This window comes from Streptomyces sp. NPDC048254 (assembly GCF_043201895.1).
GTDB lineage: Bacteria > Actinomycetota > Actinomycetes > Streptomycetales > Streptomycetaceae > Streptomyces.
In genome coordinates, this window is record NZ_JBICZJ010000002.1 from 222,502 (window position 1) to 241,703 (window position 19,202).

The window sequence follows — 19,202 nt, forward strand, 5'->3', positions numbered from 1 at the left end:
CGTACCGGGGCCTGCGCCGGAGGGCTGTCAGGGGCCTCTGAGACACTGGGGGCGCGATGAGTGAGACAGCTACTGCACCGACCGCGCACCTGCGCGCCCGCGCCGAGATCGACCTGGCCGCCCTGCGGGCCAACGTACGGACCCTGCGCGCCCTCGCGCCGGGCGCGGCCCTGATGGCCGTGGTGAAGTCCGACGCCTACGGCCACGGGGCCGTCCGGTGTGCCCGCGCGGCCGTCGAGGCGGGCGCGGGCTGGCTCGGCACGGCCACCCCCGAGGAGGCGCTGGCGCTGCGCGCGGACCCCGGGCTGCCCGCGGACGTGCGGATCATGTGCTGGCTGTGGACCCCGGGCGGGCCGTGGCGGGAGGCCGTCGAGGCCGGCCTCGACGTGTCGGTGAGCGGGATGTGGGCGCTGCGGGAGGTCGTCGCGGCCACCCGCGCCGCCGGCCGCCCCGCGCGCGTGCAGCTCAAGGCCGACACCGGGCTCGGGCGCAACGGCTGCCAGCCCGGTGACTGGCCCGAGCTGGTCGCCGAGGCGCTGCGCGCGCAGACGGCGGGCCTGGTCCGGATCACGGGGCTCTGGTCGCACTTCGCCTGCGCCGACGAGCCCGGCCATCCCTCCATCGCCGCCCAGCTCACCCTCTTCCGCGAGATGCTCGCCCACGCCGAGGAGCAGGGCGTGCGCCCCGAGGTGCGGCACATCGCCAACTCGCCGGCCACCCTCACCCTCCCCGAGTCCCACTTCGACCTGGTCCGCACGGGTATCGCCCTCTACGGCCTCGCGCCCAGCCCCGAACTGGGCAGCGCGGCCGACTTCGGGCTGCGCCCGGTGATGACCCTCTCCGCCTCCCTCGCCCTGGTGAAGCACGTCCCGGGCGGCCACGGCGTGAGCTACGGGCACCGGTACGTCACCCCCGGCGAGACCACCCTCGGGCTGGTCCCCGTCGGCTACGCGGACGGCATCCCGCGCCATGCCTCCGGCACCGGACCGGTGCTGGTCGGCGGCAAGTGGCGGACGGTCGCCGGGCGCGTCGCGATGGACCAGTTCGTCGTCGACCTCGGCGGCGACGAACCCGAAGTCGGCTCCGAGGCCGTGCTGTTCGGTCCGGGCGACCGGGGCGAGCCCACCGCCGAGGACTGGGCCCAGGCCGCGGGCACCATCGCCTACGAAATCGTCACCCGCATCGGAACCCGGGTTCCCCGCGTCTATGTGAACGGGCAACCGAATGGGCAAGAACCAGGGGACGGGGACTGACCTCCGGGGTTCGGCAACGGCAGAACCCGGTTACATCTGTAACAGCAGCAACAGACGCAACACTCACCTCGTCAGCATCACCCGTATCACCTAACGAGCGAACTGCAGTACGGCGAAGAGGAGCGGTACGTGAGCGAGAGCAGTGCGGAGGCCGTAGCGGACGCCGCGGCGGCCGTCGCTTCCGCCACGGGGGCGGACGGGAGTTGGCTCAAGGTCACCGGTATCGCCGGGGCCGCCATAGGAGTGCTCGCCGCCGGGGCGGCCGCGGGGGTCGCCCTGGAGCGGATGACCGTCGGCCGCGGCATGCGCCGCAAGGCCCGGCTGGCCCTGGACTCGGCGGGACCGTACGGCACCCTGCGCGGCACGCCCGGCAAGGCGTACTCCGACGACGGCACCGAGCTGTACTACGAGGTGGACGAGGTGGAGCCCGACCTCGGCCCGGCCGTCTCCCCGCGCCGTCGGCGGCTCTTCGGCCGCAAGGCCCCGGCCCCCGTCACCGTCGTCTTCAGCCACGGCTACTGCCTCAACCAGGACTCCTGGCACTTCCAGCGGGCGGCCCTGCGCGGGGTCGTCCGCACCGTGCACTGGGACCAGCGCAGCCACGGCCGCTCAGGGCGGGGCGTCGACCAGCACGAGCGGGGCGTTCCGCTCACCATCGACCAGCTGGGCCGGGACCTGAAGGCCGTCCTCGACGCGGCCGTCCCCGAGGGGCCGATCGTGCTGGTCGGGCACTCGATGGGCGGCATGACCGTGATGGCGCTCGCCGCGCAGTACCCCGAGCTGATCCGCGAGCGGGTCGTCGCCACCGCCTTCGTCGGTACGTCGTCCGGGCGGCTCGGCGAGGTCAACTTCGGGCTGCCGGTCGCCGGCGTCAACGCGGTGCGCCGGGTGCTGCCCGGAGTGCTGAAGGCGCTGGGCACCCAGGCCGCGCTGGTGGAGAAGGGGCGGCGGGCCACCGCCGAACTGTTCGCCGGGATCATCAAGCGGTACTCGTTCGCGTCCCGGGACGTCGACCCGGCGGTCGAGCGGTTCGCCGAGCGGATGATCGAGTCCACCCCGATCGACGTGGTCGCCGAGTTCTACCCGGCCTTCACCGACCACGACAAGACCGCGGCCCTCGCCTACTTCCAGGATCTGCCGGTGCTGGTGCTGGCCGGGGTGCAGGATCTCGTCACCCCCAGCGAGCACAGCGAGGTCATCGCCGATCTGCTGCCCGACGCCGAACTGGTGCTGGTCCCGGACGCCGGGCACCTGGTCATGCTGGAACACCCGGAAGTGGTCACCGACCGCCTCGCCGACCTGCTCACCCGCGCGGGTGCCGTGCCGGCAGGGGCTACGGTAAGTGGCTATGGAAGCACCAGCAGCACGGCACAGCCAGGCTGACGGCCTGGCCGGGGCCGCGGCCGGCAACGGCACGGAGTTGATCGTTAACTCTCCCGGGCAGATGGGGGAACTGGGGCGCCGGCTGGCCAAGTTGCTGCGCGCCGGTGACCTCGTGATGCTCAGCGGGGAACTCGGCGCCGGCAAGACGACGCTGGCCCGCGGGCTGGGCGAGGGGCTCGGTGTGCGCGGGGCCGTCACCTCCCCCACCTTTGTGATCGCCCGGGTCCATCCGTCCCTCGTGGACGGGCCGCCGCTCGTCCACGTCGACGCGTACCGCCTGGGCGGCGGGCTCGACGAGATGGAGGACCTGGACCTCGACGTCTCGCTGCCCGAGTCGGTGATCGTCGTGGAGTGGGGCGACGGCAAGGTCGAGGAGCTGACCGATGACCGGCTCGTAGTACGGATCCACCGGGCCGTCGGGGACACGACCGACGAGGTACGGCACGTGACCCTGACGGGGCTCGGGGAGCGGTGGGCCGGGGTGGCTCTGGGGGTGCTGTCCGCCTGACCGGCGAGCGGGGCCGTGTCCGCCGTTGCGGTGGGCGGGGGCCGGGGGGCGCGTGAACATTCCGACAAGGCGTCGGCAAGATATTGCGCTTCGTGACTCGGGCGTGGTCACATGGTACCCAACCCGTAGTTAGGTGTACCTAACTTCATCCGCCCCCGCAGCTCAGGAGGCGTCCATGCCCGCGTCCACGTCCGAGGAGCGGCGGCCGTCCGTGGTCGCCGGAGTTTCCATGCGCGAGCTTCTGGCGTCCTGCGCGGCCGCTGACGCGGTGTCTCGGCCGCCGAGAGTGCCGGAGCTGCCCCTGAGGCCGGTCGAGCAGGGCCGTAGGGCTGCCTAGGCGGAGGCGGCCGGTAGGTTCTCCGGCGCGGCTGTGTGGGGGCTGAGCACGCCCGCGCGGCGACAGCCGCATATCGATACAGCCCCGCGCCCCTACGGGGCGCGTTCAGCGGATCACCATCACCTTCACGCCGATCGTCGCGAACATCCACATCGCGTCGCCGTCGGGGCGGGTTTCGCGGATGCCGCCTGTTTTGACCGTCGGGTCGGGGGGTTCGATCATGGTGGTGCCGGTGACCGCGCTGAAGCCGATCGCCGAGCCGTCCTTCGTGGTGGTGAAGCGGACCACGTGTTCGATGGGGAGGCCGTCCGTGCCCGTGACCGCCTTGGAGCGGGACGTCACCCAGTAGGCCCCCACGGGCGGGTCGATCGTGCCGGGGCGCACCGTGAAGGTGCGCTCAACGCGGTTGCTCTCGTTGACGAGCCAGACCCGGTCGTCGTCCACCGAGTACACCACCCGTTCACCCGTTCCGGAGTTGTTCGGCAGGGCGGTGGGATGGCGCTGGTCGCGGCGTGCCTTGGTCGCCTCCGCTCCCGGGGCGGGGCTCGACGTGGACCTGCTGCCGAGGCCGGGCGGTACGGTGGCCGAGGCCTGGTAGGCGAGGAGACCGACCGCCCCGACGGCCGCCGCGGTGAGGCCGGCCACGATTCCCGAGCTGGTCCCTGACACGTGCGCCACCTCTGACTCGCCGTATATGTCGTACTTCGTACAGACCGTAGCAGCCAGTGACCGTCCGCCCCTGGCGGCCGTGCTCGCGGCGTCGGAGCCGTAGGCTGTTCGCGTGCTCTTGCTCGCTCTGGATACCGCCACCCCCGCCGTCACCGTCGCGTTGCACGACGGTGAGGCCGTCATCGCCTCGTCGAGCCAGGTGGACGCGCGCCGGCACGGCGAGCTGCTGCTGCCGGCCGTCGACCGCGTGCTCGCCGAGGCCGGGGTCAGGCTGGACGCCGTCACCGGGATCGTCACAGGCGTCGGTCCCGGCCCCTACACCGGCCTGCGGGTCGGTCTGATGACCGCGGACACCTTCGGGCTCGCGCTGGGCGTGCCGGTGCACGGCCTGTGCACGCTCGACGGGCTCGCCTACGCGGCCGACGTCGAGGAGGGCCCGTTCGTCGTGGCGACCGACGCCCGCCGCAAGGAGGTCTACTGGGCGACGTACGCCGACTCGCGCACCCGGCTCACGGATCCGGCCGTCGACCGGCCCGCCGACATCGCCGAGCAGGTCGCCGGGATGCCCGCCGTCGGAGCCGGGGCGATGCTCTACCCCGGCACCTTCCCGGTCGTGCACGCACCCGAGCACGTCTCCGCGGCCGCCCTCGCCTCACTCGCCGTCGAGCGGCTGGCCGCCGGCGAGGAGCTGCCCGCACCGCGGCCCCTGTATCTGCGCCGGCCGGACGCCCAGGTGCCCAAGAACTACAAGGTGGTCACCCCCAAGTGACGGCACAGTTGCGCGAGATGCGCTGGTGGGACATTGACCGGGTCCTGGAGCTGGAGAAGGGCCTGTTCCCCGAGGACGCCTGGTCGCGGGGCATGTTCTGGTCCGAGCTGGCACACTCCAGGGGCCCGGAGGCGAGCCGGCGGTACGTGGTGGCCCTGGCCGACGGGCAGGTCGTCGGATACGCGGGGCTGGCCGCCCAGGGCGAACTCGGGGACGTCCAGACCATCGCCGTCGCCCGCGACCACTGGGGCACCGGGCTCGGCGGACAGCTCCTCACCGAGCTGCTGCGGGCCGCGACCGCCTTCGAGTGCGCCGAGGTCATGCTGGAGTGCCGGGTCGACAACACCCGCGCGCAGAAGCTCTACGAGCGGTTCGGCTTCGAGGCCATCGGGTTCAGACGCGGCTACTACCAGCCGGGGAACGTGGACGCCCTGGTGATGCGCCTGACGACGAAACCGGGCGGCGCCCCCGCCGACGGCCCCACTTCCGGACAAGGAACCGAGATCAATGGCTGACGAACCCCTGGTTCTGGGGATCGAGACCTCCTGCGACGAGACCGGCGTCGGCATCGTCCGGGGCACCACCCTGCTCGCCGACGCCGTCGCCTCGTCCGTCGACGAGCACGCCCGCTTCGGCGGAGTGGTGCCCGAGGTGGCGTCCCGGGCGCACCTGGAGGCGATGGTCCCGACCATCGAGCGCGCGCTGAAGGACGCGGGCGTGAGCGCGAAGGACCTGGACGGCGTCGCGGTCACGGCCGGCCCGGGCCTGGCCGGCGCGCTGCTGGTGGGCGTATCGGCCGCGAAGGCGTACGCGTACGCGCTCGGTAAGCCGCTGTACGGCGTGAACCACCTCGCCTCCCACATCTGCGTCGACCAGCTGGAACACGGTCCGCTGCCGGAGCCGACGATGGCCCTGCTGGTGTCCGGCGGGCACAGCTCCCTGCTGCTCTCCTCGGACATCACCTCCGACGTACGGCCGCTCGGCGCGACCATCGACGACGCGGCCGGCGAGGCCTTCGACAAGATCGCCCGCGTGCTGAACCTGGGCTTCCCCGGCGGCCCGGTCATCGACCGCTACGCGAAGGAGGGGGACCCGCGGGCCATCGCCTTCCCGCGCGGTCTCACCGGCCCCCGCGACCCCGCCTACGACTTCTCCTTCTCCGGTCTCAAGACGGCGGTGGCCCGCTGGATCGAGGCCAGGCGGGCGGCCGGCGAGGACGTCCCGGTCCGCGACGTGTCCGCCTCCTTCCAGGAGGCGGTCGTGGACGTCCTGACCCGCAAGGCCGTCCGGGCCTGCCGCGACGAGGGCGTCGACCACCTGATGATCGGCGGCGGGGTCGCCGCCAACTCCCGCCTGCGTGCCCTGGCCCAGGAGCGCTGCGAGGCCGCGGGCATCCGGCTCCGCGTCCCCCGCCCGAAGCTGTGCACGGACAACGGCGCGATGGTGGCCGCCCTCGGTGCCGAGATGGTCAAGCGCAACCGGGCCGCGTCCAGCTGGGACCTCTCGGCGGACAGCTCCCTGCCGGTGACGGACCCGCACGTGCCGGGCCACCACCACGACCATGTGCACGAGGTCAGCAAGGAGAACCTGTACACGTGACGGTCGCGTTGATGTGGGAGGCGCGGGCGGTGCCCGGCCGGGGCGCCGAGCTGCTGACGTGGGCGCGCGGGCAGAGCCTTTCCGAGGCCCCGCTGCGCCGGGAGACCTTCCGGGCGCCGCAGGACCGGGTACTGGTGATCACCTGGTGGGACGGGTCGTACGACGACTCGGGCCGCCCCGAACTCCCCGACCCGCCGGGGGACCTGGTGACCCGCCCGGTGCACCGCTGGCGCTTCGAATCGGCCGGGGTGGAGACCCCCTAGGGCCTCGGCCACGTCTGGCGGATCTGGGCGTCGGTCATGGCCGAGGTGCGGACCGTCGGGGCCTGTTCGAGGCCGAAGCCGATGAGCAGGACCTCGGCGTAGCGGCGCCAGGCGTCGGGGGCGATGTCGTGGGTGCGGTCCACGACGGCACCGACCATGTACAGGTAGGCGTACACGTCGGAGGCGGCGAAGTCCGCGCGGACCGCGCCCGCCGCCACGGCCCGTGCCACCAGGCCGTCCACATGGCCGCCGAGTTCGTCGCGCATCGCGGCGAGCGGCCCGGTGTCGAGGTCGGCGTGGGCGAGGATGACGTCCAGGGCCGGGTCCCCGGCCCGCCAGCGCGCCGTCTCCAGCAGGTACTGGTGCAGCGCCCGTCCGGGGTCGGTGTGCTCCTCGGCCGCCGCCGCGAGCTCCAGGAACGTGGTGAACCGCTCGGTGAACAGCGCGTCGATCAGCGCCTGGAGGTCGGCGAAGCGGCGGTAGACCGTGCCGACGCCGACCCCCGCCTCGTGGGCGATCTCGTTGAGGGTGACGACGGCACCCCGCCGCGCGATCATCCGGTTGGCCGTGTCCATGATCAGCCGACGGTTTCGTTCCGCGTCCGCGCGCAGCGGGCGTTGCGTTTCCCGGGTCACACCGGGACATTCTCCAGTACGGCCGGGCGGGGCAGTCGGCCGGCCAGGAGCAGGGCGCCGGTCACGATGCCCCACAGCAGCCAGGAGTAGACGCCGGCGCGCTCGAACACCCCGGCGGTGCTCGCCGAGGCACCGACCAGGGTCTCGCTCAGCAGGCCCAGCACGCCGACCGTGACACTGAGGACGCGGTACGACGTCGGGGCGCCGAGGCCGCGCAGCGACCCCGCCATGATCACGACGGTGTTCGCGCACAGGATGCCGACGGCGGCCGCGACGACATGGACGACCAGGCTGTAGCCCGGCCCGTGCGCGGAGCCGTGGAAGAGCCCGACCAGGACGAAGGCCACGCCGTGGGTGGCGGCGAGGGCGACGACTACGCGCCGCGCACGGCCGCTGACCAGCACGGACAGCAGGATCACGCCGGTCGCGAAGAGGATCCCCTGGAGCATGAACGAGGTGTTCATGAGCTGGTGCGAGGGGGAGCAGATCTCGCGGCCCTGGAACTTCGTGCCGCAGTCCGGCACGCCGAGGTCGCTGATGTAGTTGGTGGCGTAGCTGTAGGGCGGATCGTTCCAGGCCGCCGCGGTGACGGCTTCGGCGATCACCCATTGCAGGGCGTTCACCACCAGGACGACGGCGCCCAGCGACAGCCGACGGCTGCGTGACATCGGGACTCCTCACGTTTCGGACCAGACCGGCGCGCACCACCGTAGCATTAAGCGGATAACTCTATCCGCTTGGTGGGGTGGCGGGCCGTGAGGAGTGCCTTGCCGCACTTCAGGAAGGCGTCTGCCGTGCCCTGGCGGTCACACCACCTCCGTCTCGCAGCGCAGGACCCGGTCCGGCCCCAACCGCCGTACCGGGCCCGTCAGTTGCAGCCGTACCGTGGCTCGGACCTCGGTGCTCGAAGCGCCCACCCGGAGTTCCAGCGCGCCCGGTTCCACCACCCGGGCCCCCTCCCGGTCGGTGAACGCCGAGAGGTCGGTGTGGAAGCGGAAGGTCAGCCGGCGGGACTCGCCCGGCGCCAGGTCCAGGCGCCGGTAGCCGATCAGGCGGACGTCCGGGCGGGTCACCGACGCCACCGGGTCGTGCAGGTAGAGCTGTACGACCTCCGCGCCGGCCCGGTCGCCGGTGTTGCGGACCGCCACGGTCACGTCGTACGAACCGTCCGTGCCGATCCCGGCCGTGCCCCGCGACACCAGGTCCCACGCGAACGTCGTGTACGAGCGGCCGTGCCCGAACGGGTACAGCGGGGTCGGGTCCAGGTTGCTGAGCTCTCCCGCCAGGCCGAGCGGGGGCTGGAGGTAGGTCCAGGGCTGGCCGCCGGGCACCCGCGGGACGCTCACCGGCAGCCGCCCCGACGGGTTGACGCGGCCCGACAGCACGCCCGCCACCGCCGGGCCGCCCTCCTCCCCCGGGAAGAACGCCTGCACCACCGCGCCGAGCCGGCCCTGCCAGCGGCCCAGCGCGTAGGGGCGCCCGGTGAGCAGGACCAGGACCACCGGGACGCCCGTCGAGAGCAGCGCGTCCAGCAGGTCGGCCTGGACGCCGGGCAGCGACAGATCGGCGACGTCGCAGCCCTCGCCCGACGTGCCCCGCCCGAACAGGCCCGCCCGGTCGCCCAGCACCGCCACGCACACGTCCGCCTCCGCCGCGCGCGCCACCGCCTCCTCGAAGCCGGCGGTGTCCGGGTCGGAGACGTCGCAGCCCTCCGCGAACGTCACCTTCGCGTCCGGGAGTTCGGCCCGCAGCGACTCCAGGACGGTGGGGATGGCGATGCCCAGGTCGACCTCCGGGTGATGGGTCAGGACATGGGACGGGAAGGAGTAGCAGCCGAGCATGGCCAGGGCGTCGGCCGCGCGCGGGCCGACCACCGCGACACGGGTGCCGGGGGCCAGCGGCAGGACGCCGTCCGGGTTGTCCAGCAGGACCACCGACTCCTCCGCCAGCCGGCGGGCCAGGTCGCGGTTGGCCGTCGAGTCGAGGTCGACCGGGCCCTGGGGCTCCGGATCCCAGTCCGCGTCCAGCAGCCCCAGTTCGCACTTCTGGAGCAGCACCCGGCGGACCGCCCGGTCCACCAGGGACTCGGGGACCGTGCCCGCCCGCACCGCCGCCACCAGCGGGCGGCCGTAGCACTTCAGGGTCGGCAGTTCGACGTCGATGCCCGCCGCCAGCGCCAGATGTGCCGCCTCCGCCTCCGTGCCCGCCACCCGGTGCAGGGTCTGCAGGAAGCCGATGCCGAAGTAGTCGGCGACAACGGTTCCCGTGAAGTCCCAGTCATCACGGAGCAGTTCGGTCAGCAGGCGGGGGTCCGCCGACGCCGGGACGCCGTCCGTCTCGTTGTACGCCGCCATCACCGAACGGGCCCCGCCCTCGCGCAGCGCCATCTCGAACGGGGGGAGGGTGACGTCCGCGAACTCCCGTACCCCCGCCCGGACCGGGGCCAGATTGCGGGCGCCGGCCGAGGAGGCGTACCCCGCGAAGTGCTTGAGCGTGGCGATGATCCCGGCCGACTCCAGGCCCCGGACGTAGGCCGTGCCGACCGTGCCCACCAGGTACGGGTCCTCGCCGATCGTCTCCTCGACCCGCCCCCAGCGCGGGTCGCGGACCACGTCCAGGACGGGCGCCAGGCCCTGGTGCACGCCGACCGAGCGCAGATCCGCGCCGATGCTCCGGCCCAGCTCCTCGACCAGCGGCGGGTCGAAGGCGGCGCCCCAGGCCAGCGGGACCGGATAGGCCGTCGCCCGCCAGGCCGTGAAGCCGGCCAGGCACTCCTCGTGGGCGATCGCCGGGATGCCGAAGCGGCCGGCGGCGGTGATCCGGCGCTGGGCGCGGGCCAGTGCGCGCGCGCCCAGCGCCGGGTCCACGGGGGCGGTGCCGAAGGAGCGGGTCAGCTGGCCGAGGCCGAGGGCTACCAGCTCGTCCCAGTCGTAGTCGGCGGTCATCTCGCGTTGCAGCGGGGCGACCCCGTCGCCGTCGGTGGCGGCGCCCACCCACACGCCGTAGAGCTGGGCGGTCTTCTCCTCCAGGGTCATCCGGGGGAGCAGGTCGTCGACGCGGGCCGGGGCGGGCAGTGCGGGGTCTCGCCAAGGAGCGGTGGTCATGAAACTCCCGTCACGAATGTTTCGTGCAACACACCGAATGTTCCGGGAACCTATGGCGTGCGCAGGTCTTCGTCAAGGGGGAGTGCAGGGATACGATCGCGGTCATGACGCCTCCGAAGCCCGCAGAAACGCAGACGGCGACACTCGCCGAAATCGCCCGTGAGGCCGGCGTGTCCGCTCCGACTGTTTCGAAGGTCCTGAACGGGCGCGCGGATGTCGCGCCGGCGACCCGCACCCGGGTCGAGGACCTGCTGCGCGCCTACGGCTACCGGCGGCGGCGCGCCGAGGCCTCCCGGTCGCCGCTCATCGACCTGGTCTTCCACGAGCTGGAGAGCGCCTGGGCGATGGAGGTCATCCGGGGGGTGGAGAACGTGGCCCGGGACGCCGGGCTGAGCGTGGTGCTCAGCGAGAGCGCCGGGCGGCTCACCCCCGGGCGGACCTGGGCCGACCAGGTGGCGGCCCGGCGGCCGCACGGGGTGGTGCTGGTGCTGTCGGGGCTGGACGAGTCGCAGCGGGCGCTGCTGCTGAGCCGGTCGATCCCGTTCGTGGTGATGGACCCGGCGGGGGACCCGGGGCCGGACGTGCCGTCCATCGGCGCGACCAACTGGCAGGGGGGCCTGGCCGCCACCCGGCACCTGGTCGAGCTGGGGCACCGGCGCATCGGGGCGATCAGCGGGCCCTCCCGGATGATGTGCAGCCGGGCCCGGGTGGACGGCTACCGGGCCGCGCTGGAGACCGCCGGGCTCCCCGTCGACCAGGACCTGGTCAAGGCCGGGGACTTCCACCACGACGCCGGCTACCGGCTCGGTCTGGAGCTGCTGCGCATGCCCGACCGGCCCACCGCCGTCTTCACCGGCAACGACCTCCAGGCGCTCGGGCTGTACGAGGCCGCGCGCGAGTTGGGGCTGCGGATCCCGGAGGACGTGAGCATCGTCGGGTTCGACGATCTGCCGGTGGCCCGCTGGGTGGGGCCGCCGCTGACGACCGTACGGCAGCCGCTCACCGAGATGGCCGAGGCGGCGGCCCGGCTCGTGCTGGAGATGGGGCGCGCCGAGGAGGCCACGACGGCGACCCGGGTGGAGCTGGCCACCAGCCTGGTGGTGCGGTCGAGCACGGCGGCGCCCGCGGCTTCTTGAGGGCGGTGGCCGGATGTTGACGTATTGACGGGTGGTGCGCGCGTCTCCACACTCCTCCGAAGCCAATCGGTTGTATGGCCGAAACTTTCGGAGGTACCCGCAATGAGATCTCTGAGAACAGGCTTATCCCTGGCGGCACTCGTCACCGGCGCAGCGCTGCTGTTCACGGCGCCCGCGGCGCACGCCGCCGACACCCCGCTGCGCGACCTCGCCGCCGCCAAGGGCAAGGTCATCGGCACCGCGGTCACCGGCTCCAAGCTCACCGGGACGTACGGCGACGTCGCAGGCGCCCAGTTCAGCTCGCTGACCCCGGGCAACGCCATGAAGTGGGGGTCGGTCGAGCCCACGCAGGGCACTTTCAACTGGACCGAGGCCGACCAGATCGTGGCCTTCGCCCAGGCCCACAACCAGCAGGTACGCGGCCACACCCTGGTGTGGCACAGCCAGAACCCCAGTTGGCTGACGAACGGCACCTGGACCTCCGCCCAGCTGAGCAGCCTGCTGCAGAACCACATCAGCACCGAGGCCGGCCGCTACAAGGGGAAGATCGCCGCCTGGGACGTCGTCAACGAACCCTTCAACGAGGACGGCACCTACCGGTCGACGCTCTGGTACAACGGCCTCGGTTCCGACTACATCGCCAACGCCCTGACCTGGGCACACGCGGCCGATCCGGCGGCCAAGCTGTACATCAACGACTACAACGTCGAGGGCGTCAACGCGAAGAGCACCGCCCTGTACAACCTGGTGAAGTCGCTCAAGGCGGCCGGTGTCCCGATCGACGGGGTCGGGCTCCAGGCCCACCTCATCCTCGGCCAGGTGCCTTCCACCCTCCAGCAGAACATCCAGCGCTTCGCCGACCTGGGCGTGGACGTGGCGATCACCGAGCTGGACATCCGGATGGCGCTGCCCTCCGACAGCACCAAACTCGCCCAGCAGAAGGCCGACTTCAAGTCGGTGGTGGCCGCGTGCGTGGCCGTGAGCCGTTGCGTCAACGTCACGGTGTGGGGCTTCACCGACTCCGACTCGTGGGTGGACAGCACCTTCCCGGGGTACGGGGCGGCGACGCCGTACGACGCGAACTACGCGCCGAAACCGGCGTACTACGGCATCGCGGAGGCGCTCGGCGGGACCACGACCACACCGCCGCCGACCGGTGCCTGCGCGGCCGCCTACAGCGTGGGCAGCCAGTGGAACACCGGGTTCACCGGCCAGGTGACCATCTCCTGCTCGGGCGCCTCCCTCACCTCCTGGAAGGTGAACTGGACATACGGTGCCGGGCAGCAGATCACCCAGGCCTGGAACGCCGTCTGCACCCAGTCGGGCGCGGCCGTCTCCTGCGCGAACGCCTCCTACAACGGGACGGTGGCGGACGGGAGTTCGGTGACCTTCGGATTCAACGCGTCCTGGAGCGGCAGCAATCCGGTGCCGACGCTCACGCTGAGTTCGGCGTGAGAAGGGTGAGATTTTCCGAAGAAAACCTCTTCGCGGCGCTCGCGCTAACAGTCCCCTAATAATTCGGACTTACGTTCCTGTCTCGTGACGGGACACGAGGAGCAAGGCGGCGCGGGCAGACGGGTGGGCCGGCGGTCGAGAGGGCTGAAGATCGTCGGCCTCACCCTGGCGGGGGTCATGACGCTGGGCGTCGCGGGCGCGGGGTGGGTCTACTGGCACCTCAACGACAACATCAAGAGCGTCGACATCAACAGTGCGCTCGGCGACGACCGCCCGGCGAAGGCGGTGACGACGCCGACGGCCACCGCGTCCGCCTCCGCCTCGCCGCTGCCCACCGGGTCCGTGAACATCCTGGTGCTGGGCTCGGACTCGCGCAGCGGCAAGGAGAACCAGGAACTCGGCGGCGGCGACAGCTCGGGCGCCCGCTCCGACACCGCGATGGTCGTCCATGTCGACGCCGGCCGGACGTCGGCCACCGTGGTCAGCATCCCCCGCGACACCCTGGTCACCCGCCCCTCCTGCCCGCTGTCCTCCGGCGGCTCGACGTCCGTCGCCTACGGCGCGATGTTCAACAGCGCCTACTCGGTGGGCGGGGCGGTGTGCGCGGTGAAGACGGTCGAGTCGATCACCGGCGTCCGCATGGACCACTACCTGGAGATCGACTTCTCGGGCTTCGCCAAGCTGGTGGACGCGCTCGGCGGGGTGACCGTGACCACCGACCAGGACATCGACGACGACGACAGCCATCTGCACCTGAAGAAGGGCACCCACCACCTCGACGGCACCACGGCCCTGGCGCTCGCCCGCACCCGGCACGGCATAGGCGACGGCAGCGACCTCGGCCGGATCGGCCTCCAGCAGAACCTGGTCAAGGCCCTGCTGGACCAGATGGCCTCCATCAGCCTCCTGACCAGCCCGGCCAAGCTCTACGAGGTCGCCGACGCGGTCACCTCCAGCCTCACCACCGACACGGGCCTGGACTCGCTCAGCGAGCTGATGCGCCTCGGCCAGAGCCTCAAGGGCCTGACCTCGGATCACCTCAAGACGGTGATGATGCCCGTGGTGACGGCACCCTCCGACCCCAACCGGGTGGTCGCCGACGAGCCCGAGGCGAGCGACCTGTGGAAGTCGCTGCGCTAGGCTCCGCAGCCGGTGCGGAAAGGGTGCGGAAAAAAACTTCGGGAAATTCCGGCGCGCGTGTCGATCCGGTGCCGGCGCGTTCGACGCAAGGGTGAGATGCGGGGAGAGACCCCGCACCGCACCCGAATCCCAGGAGTCACCATGCCCCGTTACCTGTCGCTCGTGAAGATCGACGAGTCCGCCGCCCCCGCCGAGGGCCCCAGCCAGGAACTGATGCAGCGGATGGGCGAGCTGATCGAGGAGATCACCAAGGCCGGCGTGATGCTGGACACCGCGGGGCTCACGCCGACCGCCCAGGGCACCCGGGTGCACTGGGAGGGCGGGAGGATCTCCGTCACCGACGGGCCGTTCACCGAGTCCAAGGAGGTCGTCGGCGGTTACGCGATCATGCAGTGCAAGGACATGGCCGAGGCCCTGGAGTGGACCAAGCGGTTCCTCAAGGTGCACGAGGAGTTCTGGACGGTTACCTGCGAGGTGCGGGAGATCGCGGAGGGCTGACCCTCCTGGCGTACCGCCGTCCGGGGGTGTCGAATGGAGGGCTGTGAGCACACAGCCCTCCGTCGACGCCGACGCCCGGCACACCATCGAGACCGTCTTCCGTCTGGAGTCGCCCCGCGTGATCGCCGGCGTCGCCCGGATCGTCCGGGACGTCGGCATCGCGGAGGAACTGGCGCAGGACGCCCTCGTCGCCGCCCTGGAGCAGTGGCCCCGGGACGGAGTGCCCGACAACCCGGGCGCCTGGCTCATGGCCACCGCCCGCCACCGCGCCGTCGACCTGGTCCGGCGCCGGGAGAACTACACCCGCAAGCTCCGGGAGATCGGCCGGAGCCTCGCGGACGTGCCCCCGCCGGAGGAGCCCGCCGACCCCGACGACATCGACGACGACCTGCTCCGTCTGGTCTTCACCGCCTGCCACCCGGTGCTGTCGCCGGAGGCCCGCACGGCCCTCACCCTGCGGCTCCTCGGCGGTCTGAGCACGGCCGAGATCGCCCGCGCCTTCCTGGTCCCCGAGCCGACCATCGCCCAGCGCATCGTCCGTGCCAAGCGCACCCTCGCCACCAGGAACATCGCCTTCGAGGTGCCGTACGGCCCGGACCGCGAGGCCCGGCTCGGCTCCGTGCTCGACGTCATCTACCTGATCCACAACGAGGGGTACGCGGCCACGGCGGGCGACGACTGGCTGCGCCCGTCGCTGTGCGAGGACGCGCTGCGGCTGGCCCGCGTGCTGTCCTCGCTGATGCCGAAGGAGCCGGAGGTGCACGCCCTCACGTCGCTCCTGGAGTTCCAGTCCTCCCGCACGGCCGCTCGCACCGCCCCCGACGGCACCCCCGTCCTCCTCGGGGACCAGAACCGCCGCCGCTGGAACCGCATGCTCATCGCCCGCGGCATCAGGGCGCTGGCCCGCGCGGACGCCACGGCGACCGGCGCCCCGGGGCCGTACGCCCTCCAGGCGGCCATCGCGGCCTGCCACGCGCACGCGTACACCTACGAGGAGACCGACTGGCGGTCCATCGCCACCCTGTACGGCCTGCTGGCGGCCCGGTCCCCGTCCCCGGTCGTCGAGCTGAACCGGGCGGTGGCCGTGTCGATGGCGGACGGTCCGGCGGCGGCCCTGGCGATCGTGGACCCGCTGACGGCCGAACCGGCCCTGCGCGACTACCACTTGCTGCCCAGCGTGCGGGGGGACCTGCTCGCCCGCCTCGGGCGTACGGCGGAGGCCCGCGCGGAGTTCGAACGGGCGGCGGGGCTGGCACGCAACGAGCGGGAACGGGAGCTGCTGCTGGCCAGGGCGCGGGAGTGCGCTCCGTAGCCTGGAGGCGCACAGCTGATCACCCGCAACTCCCAGCACCAGTAGCCGGCTGCGCGGGGGCGCCGACGAGCATGGTCGGCGCCCCCGCCACCCGGGTCAGGAACACGGTCGCCGCGTTCGGCCCCTGCGGCTTGACCTTCCTGCGCAGCTCCTCCGGCTCCACGGCCGAGCCGCGCTTCTTCACGGTCAGCGTGCCGACCTCCCGCTCCCGCAGCAGCGCCTTCAGCTTCTTCACGTTGAAGGGCAGCCGGTCGGTGATCTCGTACGGCGTCGCCCAGTCGGTGGCGCGCAGTCCGTCGGCCGTGATGTACGCGATCGTCGGGTCGAGGAGCCCGCCGTCCAGCTCCTCGGCCGCCTCGGCGACCAGATGGGCGCGGATGACGGCACCGTCGGGCTCGTACAGGTACCGCCCCACGGGACGGACCCGAGGATCGGGCAGGCCCCGGCCGAGCAGCGTGCGCGGGCCGGGCAGCAGGGTGGCGCGGACCGCCCCGGGCGCCGTCCCGAACCACAGCACCGCCTCCTTCACGTCGCCCGCGTCCGAGATCCACTCCGCCTCGGCGTCGGCCGGGACGGCCTCGTGCGGGATGCCGGGGGCGATCTTCAGCGCGGCGGTGTGCGCCGCCCCGCGGGCCGCCTCGATCGCCCAGGACAGGGGCGGTGAGTAGGCCTCCGGGTCGAAGATGCGGCCGCGGCCGCCGCGCCGGGCCGGGTCGACGAACACGGCGTCGTAGCCGGCCGTGTCCACCTCCGTGACGTCCGCCTCCCGGACCTCGATCAGACCGGCGAGCCCCAGCGCGTCGGCGTTCGCCCGCGCCGCGGCCGCCGTCACCGGGTCCCGGTCCACGGCGAGCACCCGGATCCCGGCCCGCGCGAGCGCGATCGCGTCGCCCCCGATCCCGCAGCACAGGTCGGCGACCGAGGTCACCCCGAGCGCCGTCAGCCGCTGGGCCCGGTACGCGGCGACACTCGCCCGCGTCGACTGCTCGACCCCGTTCGGCGTGAAGAACATGCGGTCCGCGTCCGCCTCCCCGAACTTCGCCGCCGCCCGCTGCCGCAGCCGGGCCTGGGTGAGCGCCGCCGACACCAGCTCGGCGGGGTGCTCGCGGCGCAGCCGGGTGGCCACGGCGAGTTCGTCGGCGGGCGCGGTGCCGCGCACCTCGGCGAGGAGGGCGCGGCCCTCGGGGGAGAGGAGGGGGGCGAGGAGGTCGTTCACCGGGTCATTGTCGGCCAGTCGGTGGATGGTTCGCCTCCGGCGGAGGTGTCGGCGCCGGTTCCGGGGGAGGTCCTGGAAGGATCCGACGCCATGCGAGTAGTCGTACAAAATGACAAAAAAGGGTTGAAGGCGGGTATGGCGGGCCTGCTGGCCGCGGCCGCCCTGATGTCCGGCTGCGCGGGGCCCGACACCGGCTCCACCGCCCGTCCCGCCGCCGGCCAGCAGCCGCACCGGGCAGCGCCCGCCCCCGACTCCCACGCCGCCCTGGTCGCCGCCGCCAGGCGCTGGGGCCTGGACGCGGTCCCGCTGCGGCCCCCGGCCCCGCCGAAGGTGAAGCCGAGGATCACCGCTCGCGACGGCTTCGAGGTGGACGGGCAGGTGGAGGACGACCTGCCCCCGGTCTTCACCACGATCCCGACCAGGCAGAAGGTCGTCTTCCTGACCATCGACGACGGCTGGAACAAGGACCCGCGGTTCCTCCGCATGATGAACGACCTGCGGATCCCCTACACCGCCTTTCTCAGCAACTACCTGGTCAAGGACGACTACGGCTTCTTCCGCACGATGCAGGCCGAGGGCCACACCCTCAACAACCACACCCTGACCCACCCCTATCTGCCGGGCCTGTCCTACGAGGAGCAGAAGGACGAGATCTGCGGCATGCAGGCGATCATGAAGAAGCAGTTCGGCAAGGCGCCGACGGTCTTCCGGCCGCCCTACGGCAACTACAACGGCGACACCCTGCGCGCCGCCAAGTCCTGCGGCATCAAGTACGCGCCGATCTGGGACGAGGAGGTGTTCGTCGACCACTGGGAGTACCGCGAGTGGGACCGCGGCCTGCACCCCGGTGACATCGTGCTCACGCACTTCCGGGGCAAGGACGACTGGGACGGCACGATGATCGACGACATGCGCCGCTTTCTGAACAAGGTCACCCGCGAGGGCTATGCGGTGGCGCGCCTGGAGGACTACCTGTGAGCCGGCCGAGGGCGACGGCCGCGCTGCTGACCGCCGCCCTCCTCCTGGCGGGCTGCGCCCAGTCCGTCGACCCGATCGAACGGCTGGGCAAGAAGGCGGCCGACCGGGTAAGGCCGCACGGCCCGGCCGGCGAACAGCCGTACCGCCACTGGGGTCTGACCGCGCCCCTGCTCCCGGCGCCGCACCCCCCGCTCCACCCGCTCGCCCTCCGCACGGCCCTCCCCCCGGTCGTCGACCACGTCACCACCACCGACAAGGTCGTCTTCCTCACCTACGACGACGGCGCCGAGAAGGACCCCCGGTTCGTGGACATGGTCCGTGAACTGCGGCTCCCGGTGAGCATGTTCCTCACGGACAGTGTGGTCGGCCCCGGCTACGGCCACTTCGCCCGCCTCCAGGAGGTCGGCGCGAGCGTCCAGAACCACACCCTCGACCATCCGGCCATGCCCGGCCTGCCCTACGCAGGCCAGCGCGCCGAGATCTGCGGCCAGCAGGAGAAACTCAAGTCCCGCTTCGGCATCCGCCCCCGCCTCTTCCGCCCGCCCTACGGCACGTACGACACCACCACCCTGCGCGCGGCGGCCGACTGCGGGGTGACGGCGGTGGTCCTGTGGCGTGCGGCGATGACGGCCGACGGCGTCGCCTACCGCCGCGGTGAGAAGCGGCTGCGCCCCGGCGACATCGTCCTGGTCGGCCCGGACGAGGCCACGGGCCTGCCCCTGCGCGAACGCACGACCCGCCTGCTCCGCCGGGTCCAGGAGAACGGCCTGACGGTGGGGCGGCTGGAGGATTACCTGTAAGCGGGGTCCGGGGCGGCAGCCCCAGGGACGGTCACAGCGGCCCCGGTCGCCGTTTTTTTCGGCGCCGCGCCGCAGGCAATTGGCACTCCGCTTGACCGAGTGCTAATCGCGGTCATAGTCTCGGCTCTGGCACTCGGCAGATGAGAG

The 19,202-nt window shown here is 72.4% G+C and carries 20 protein-coding genes; 15 read left to right on the forward strand and 5 right to left on the reverse strand.

The features are described from left to right. Positions 1 to 56: 56 nt before the first annotated feature. The 4 genes from alr (at position 57) to ACGFZQ_RS06325 (ending at position 3,481) form a co-directional block, all read left to right on the forward strand. Entirely contained in the window at positions 57 to 1,253 is a 1,197-nt protein-coding gene (gene alr / locus ACGFZQ_RS06310; protein ID WP_393839390.1) for an alanine racemase, read from the forward strand. Between the two features lie 129 nt (positions 1,254 to 1,382). After that, the gene (locus ACGFZQ_RS06315) at positions 1,383 to 2,636 is read left to right on the forward strand and encodes an alpha/beta fold hydrolase (RefSeq protein WP_393839391.1); all 1,254 of its coding nucleotides are present in this window, start codon (positions 1,383 to 1,385) and stop codon (positions 2,634 to 2,636) included. Next, positions 2,602 to 3,144, forward strand: a complete 543-nt coding sequence (gene tsaE / locus ACGFZQ_RS06320; RefSeq protein ID WP_393839392.1) for a tRNA (adenosine(37)-N6)-threonylcarbamoyltransferase complex ATPase subunit type 1 TsaE — start codon at positions 2,602 to 2,604, stop codon at positions 3,142 to 3,144. Before ACGFZQ_RS06315 ends, tsaE begins: the two co-directional genes overlap by 35 nt. Before the next feature lie 175 nt (positions 3,145 to 3,319). Beyond that, positions 3,320 to 3,481 carry a hypothetical protein gene (locus tag ACGFZQ_RS06325; protein ID WP_393839393.1) on the forward strand — a complete coding sequence of 54 codons (162 nt, stop codon included), beginning with the start codon at positions 3,320 to 3,322 and terminating at the stop codon, positions 3,479 to 3,481. Between the two features lie 105 nt (positions 3,482 to 3,586). On the opposite strand, the gene ACGFZQ_RS06330 is transcribed toward ACGFZQ_RS06325, so the two are convergent. After that, complete coding sequence (locus ACGFZQ_RS06330; RefSeq protein WP_393839394.1) at positions 3,587 to 4,150, reverse strand: hypothetical protein; 564 nt, start codon at positions 4,148 to 4,150, stop codon at positions 3,587 to 3,589. A 112-nt stretch (positions 4,151 to 4,262) separates the two neighbouring features. Between ACGFZQ_RS06330 and tsaB the strand changes: the two genes are divergently transcribed. From tsaB to ACGFZQ_RS06350, 4 genes are read left to right on the forward strand one after another with little or no spacing between them, the layout of a single operon-like run. Further along, the gene (gene tsaB / locus ACGFZQ_RS06335; RefSeq protein ID WP_393839395.1) at positions 4,263 to 4,919 is read left to right on the forward strand and encodes a tRNA (adenosine(37)-N6)-threonylcarbamoyltransferase complex dimerization subunit type 1 TsaB; all 657 of its coding nucleotides are present in this window, start codon (positions 4,263 to 4,265) and stop codon (positions 4,917 to 4,919) included. Positions 4,920 to 4,936: 17 nt separating this feature from the next. Further along, entirely contained in the window at positions 4,937 to 5,434 is a 498-nt protein-coding gene (gene rimI / locus ACGFZQ_RS06340; RefSeq protein WP_393839861.1) for a ribosomal protein S18-alanine N-acetyltransferase, read from the forward strand. After that, positions 5,427 to 6,518, forward strand: a complete 1,092-nt coding sequence (gene tsaD / locus ACGFZQ_RS06345; RefSeq protein WP_393839396.1) for a tRNA (adenosine(37)-N6)-threonylcarbamoyltransferase complex transferase subunit TsaD — start codon at positions 5,427 to 5,429, stop codon at positions 6,516 to 6,518. Before rimI ends, tsaD begins: the two co-directional genes overlap by 8 nt. Then, positions 6,515 to 6,781 carry a hypothetical protein gene (locus ACGFZQ_RS06350; protein WP_393839397.1) on the forward strand — a complete coding sequence of 89 codons (267 nt, stop codon included), beginning with the start codon at positions 6,515 to 6,517 and terminating at the stop codon, positions 6,779 to 6,781. Before tsaD ends, ACGFZQ_RS06350 begins: the two co-directional genes overlap by 4 nt. Here ACGFZQ_RS06350 and ACGFZQ_RS06355 read toward each other — a convergent pair. From ACGFZQ_RS06355 to ACGFZQ_RS06365, 3 genes are all read right to left on the reverse strand, one after another. Beyond that, on the reverse strand, positions 6,778 to 7,416 hold the full coding sequence (locus ACGFZQ_RS06355; protein WP_393839398.1) for a TetR/AcrR family transcriptional regulator: 639 nt from the start codon (positions 7,414 to 7,416) through the stop codon (positions 6,778 to 6,780). The genes ACGFZQ_RS06350 and ACGFZQ_RS06355 overlap by 4 nt on opposite strands. Continuing rightward, positions 7,413 to 8,084 (reverse strand): DUF998 domain-containing protein, encoded by a 672-nt coding sequence (locus ACGFZQ_RS06360; RefSeq protein WP_393839399.1) that lies wholly within the window; start codon positions 8,082 to 8,084, stop codon positions 7,413 to 7,415. Before ACGFZQ_RS06360 ends, ACGFZQ_RS06355 begins: the two co-directional genes overlap by 4 nt. A 138-nt stretch (positions 8,085 to 8,222) precedes the next feature. Then, positions 8,223 to 10,520: a glycoside hydrolase family 3 N-terminal domain-containing protein gene (locus tag ACGFZQ_RS06365; RefSeq protein WP_393839400.1), complete on the reverse strand. Its 2,298-nt coding sequence runs from the start codon at positions 10,518 to 10,520 to the stop codon at positions 8,223 to 8,225. A 104-nt stretch (positions 10,521 to 10,624) separates the two neighbouring features. On the opposite strand from ACGFZQ_RS06365, the gene ACGFZQ_RS06370 reads away from it, so the two are divergent. The 5 genes from ACGFZQ_RS06370 (at position 10,625) to ACGFZQ_RS06390 (ending at position 16,061) form a co-directional block, all read left to right on the forward strand. Then, positions 10,625 to 11,656: a LacI family DNA-binding transcriptional regulator gene (locus ACGFZQ_RS06370; protein ID WP_351742186.1), complete on the forward strand. Its 1,032-nt coding sequence runs from the start codon at positions 10,625 to 10,627 to the stop codon at positions 11,654 to 11,656. A 102-nt stretch (positions 11,657 to 11,758) separates the two neighbouring features. Then, the gene (locus tag ACGFZQ_RS06375) at positions 11,759 to 13,111 is read left to right on the forward strand and encodes an endo-1,4-beta-xylanase (RefSeq protein WP_393839401.1); all 1,353 of its coding nucleotides are present in this window, start codon (positions 11,759 to 11,761) and stop codon (positions 13,109 to 13,111) included. A gap of 84 nt (positions 13,112 to 13,195) precedes the next feature. After that, positions 13,196 to 14,251 carry an LCP family protein gene (locus ACGFZQ_RS06380; protein WP_393839402.1) on the forward strand — a complete coding sequence of 352 codons (1,056 nt, stop codon included), beginning with the start codon at positions 13,196 to 13,198 and terminating at the stop codon, positions 14,249 to 14,251. 141 nt (positions 14,252 to 14,392) lie between these two features. Further along, positions 14,393 to 14,749, forward strand: coding sequence for a YciI family protein (locus ACGFZQ_RS06385; protein ID WP_393839403.1), 357 nt, complete (start codon positions 14,393 to 14,395; stop codon positions 14,747 to 14,749). A 43-nt stretch (positions 14,750 to 14,792) separates the two neighbouring features. Further along, complete coding sequence (locus ACGFZQ_RS06390; RefSeq protein ID WP_393839404.1) at positions 14,793 to 16,061, forward strand: RNA polymerase sigma factor; 1,269 nt, start codon at positions 14,793 to 14,795, stop codon at positions 16,059 to 16,061. A 19-nt stretch (positions 16,062 to 16,080) separates the two neighbouring features. On the opposite strand, the gene ACGFZQ_RS06395 is transcribed toward ACGFZQ_RS06390, so the two are convergent. Then, positions 16,081 to 17,277, reverse strand: coding sequence for a methyltransferase domain-containing protein (locus ACGFZQ_RS06395; protein WP_393839405.1), 1,197 nt, complete (start codon positions 17,275 to 17,277; stop codon positions 16,081 to 16,083). Between the two features lie 90 nt (positions 17,278 to 17,367). On the opposite strand from ACGFZQ_RS06395, the gene ACGFZQ_RS06400 reads away from it, so the two are divergent. Beyond that, positions 17,368 to 18,255 (forward strand): polysaccharide deacetylase family protein, encoded by an 888-nt coding sequence (locus tag ACGFZQ_RS06400; RefSeq protein WP_393839406.1) that lies wholly within the window; start codon positions 17,368 to 17,370, stop codon positions 18,253 to 18,255. Continuing rightward, positions 18,252 to 19,055, forward strand: coding sequence for a polysaccharide deacetylase family protein (locus ACGFZQ_RS06405; RefSeq protein ID WP_393839407.1), 804 nt, complete (start codon positions 18,252 to 18,254; stop codon positions 19,053 to 19,055). Before ACGFZQ_RS06400 ends, ACGFZQ_RS06405 begins: the two co-directional genes overlap by 4 nt. The last annotated feature ends 147 nt before the right edge of the window (positions 19,056 to 19,202 follow it).

Bases quoted from the DNA above. Each gene is read 5' to 3' on its own strand.
- alr (WP_393839390.1), top strand. From the start codon at position 57: ATGAGTGAGACAGCTACTGCACCGACCGCGCACCTGCGCGCCCGCGCC.
- ACGFZQ_RS06375 (WP_393839401.1), top strand. From the start codon at position 11,759: ATGAGATCTCTGAGAACAGGCTTATCCCTGGCGGCACTCGTCACCGGC.
- ACGFZQ_RS06370 (WP_351742186.1), top strand. From the start codon at position 10,625: ATGACGCCTCCGAAGCCCGCAGAAACGCAGACGGCGACACTCGCCGAA.
- ACGFZQ_RS06365 (WP_393839400.1), bottom strand. From the start codon at position 10,520: ATGACCACCGCTCCTTGGCGAGACCCCGCACTGCCCGCCCCGGCCCGC.
- ACGFZQ_RS06385 (WP_393839403.1), top strand. From the start codon at position 14,393: ATGCCCCGTTACCTGTCGCTCGTGAAGATCGACGAGTCCGCCGCCCCC.
- ACGFZQ_RS06360 (WP_393839399.1), bottom strand. From the start codon at position 8,084: ATGTCACGCAGCCGTCGGCTGTCGCTGGGCGCCGTCGTCCTGGTGGTG.
- tsaE (WP_393839392.1), top strand. From the start codon at position 2,602: ATGGAAGCACCAGCAGCACGGCACAGCCAGGCTGACGGCCTGGCCGGG.
- ACGFZQ_RS06400 (WP_393839406.1), top strand. From the start codon at position 17,368: ATGCGAGTAGTCGTACAAAATGACAAAAAAGGGTTGAAGGCGGGTATG.
- ACGFZQ_RS06325 (WP_393839393.1), top strand. From the start codon at position 3,320: ATGCCCGCGTCCACGTCCGAGGAGCGGCGGCCGTCCGTGGTCGCCGGA.
- rimI (WP_393839861.1), top strand. From the start codon at position 4,937: ATGCGCTGGTGGGACATTGACCGGGTCCTGGAGCTGGAGAAGGGCCTG.
- tsaD (WP_393839396.1), top strand. From the start codon at position 5,427: ATGGCTGACGAACCCCTGGTTCTGGGGATCGAGACCTCCTGCGACGAG.